The organism is Mesorhizobium sp. M7A.F.Ca.CA.004.06.1.1 (assembly GCF_003999135.1).
GTDB lineage: Bacteria > Pseudomonadota > Alphaproteobacteria > Rhizobiales > Rhizobiaceae > Mesorhizobium.
On the sequence record NZ_RZPQ01001092.1, the window covers coordinates 1 to 1,400 of the forward strand.

The window sequence follows — 1,400 nt, forward strand, 5'->3', positions numbered from 1 at the left end:
GACAAAGACCAGAAAGGTCGCCGCCGACATGACCAGCCCGCCGAGGATGGCGGTCAGGCGCAGGGGCAGCGATGTCGCCGAAATGACGACAGGCACGGTCATGAGCAGCGAGAACGGGTTGGTGAGGCCACCGGTCATATAGAGCAGGCCGGCAAGCTGCAGGCTGTCGAAGATGAGGATGCCGAAGGCGGCAAGCGGCGTGAGCCGGTGCGCCGCCGGAAAGCGGAAGGCGAGAAACAGGTTCATCCATGCCGAACAGGCGATCAGGGCAAAGCAGAGGCTGACCGGCAGCGGAAACTTCAGCCCATAGGCGACGACGAGCACCGTCAGGCTCTGACCGACAATGGCAAGCCAGCGCAACCGGATCAGCGTGTTGAGGCGCAATCTCTGGCTCTGCTGGAAATCGGGCGAACGCAAAACGTTGATCATGGCCATGAGTTACAGCCGCGAAGCGGCAAACGCTAGGTACCGCCCCAATCCGAGGAGTCGGAACGGGGCTCTACTTCTTGTTTGAGCATGATCTTTTCCAAAAACCGGCTTCCACTTTTTGGGATCATGCTCTGGGTTTGGCGCGGGCGGTGGCGGTCGCGAGCAGCGGGTTTTCCGGCCAGACATGCTTGGGATAGCGGCCGCGCATGTCGGCGCGCACATCGGCCCAGGAGCCCCGCCAGAAGCCGGGCAGGTCGCGCGTCGTCTGGATCGGCCGGTGTGCCGGCGACAGGAGTTCGAGCGTCAGCGGCACGGCGCCATTGGCGATCGAAGGATGGCGGTCGAGGCCGAACAGCTCCTGCACGCGAATCGCCAGCACCGGCCATTCGCCGTCATAGCGGATCGGCACATGGCTGCCCGACGGAGCACCGAAATGGGTCGGCGCCAGCGTATCGATCCTGCGCTGCAGATCGTGTGGCACGAGGCTGGCCAGCCCGGCCGAGACAACGCCCGCATCGATGGCGGCAAAGGATGCCGCGTCGGACAGGTAAGGCAGCAGCCAGTCGTCGAGGCGCTCGATGAGGGCGTCATCCGCCATGTCGGGCCAGGGCGCGCCAAGGCCTCGATGCAACCAGCCAAGCCGCTGGCGCAGCGTTTGCGCCTCCTTGCTCCAGGTCAGCAGCGACAGCCCGTGCTGGCGCACCGCATCGAGGACGTCGCGGTCGGCGTCAGCACCGATTGGCGGCGGCAGCATGCGCTCGGCAAGCGTGATGGCGCCAAGGCGCACGGTTTCGCGGACGCGCACGGCGCGCTTGTCGCGGTCGAAGCTCGTTTCACGGCGGACCTCGATCCTGTCCGCCAGCGCGGCGCGGACATCGTCCTCGCCGATCGCTGCCGCCGCCGTGATGCGTGCATTCTGTGCCTTGCCCTGCAGGTCGGCGACGACCAGAAACGGCTCGCCCGCCAGCGGA

The 1,400-nt window shown here is 66.1% G+C and carries 1 protein-coding gene and 1 pseudogene; both read right to left on the bottom strand.

From position 1 onward, the window contains the following. Positions 1-435: pseudogene (locus EN906_RS34120) on the bottom strand (sensor histidine kinase); the annotation flags it as partial. A gap of 118 nt (positions 436-553) precedes the next feature. Next, a partial coding sequence (locus EN906_RS34125; protein ID WP_164777605.1) for an ATP-dependent helicase C-terminal domain-containing protein occupies positions 554-1,400 on the bottom strand: 847 nt, incomplete at its 5' end.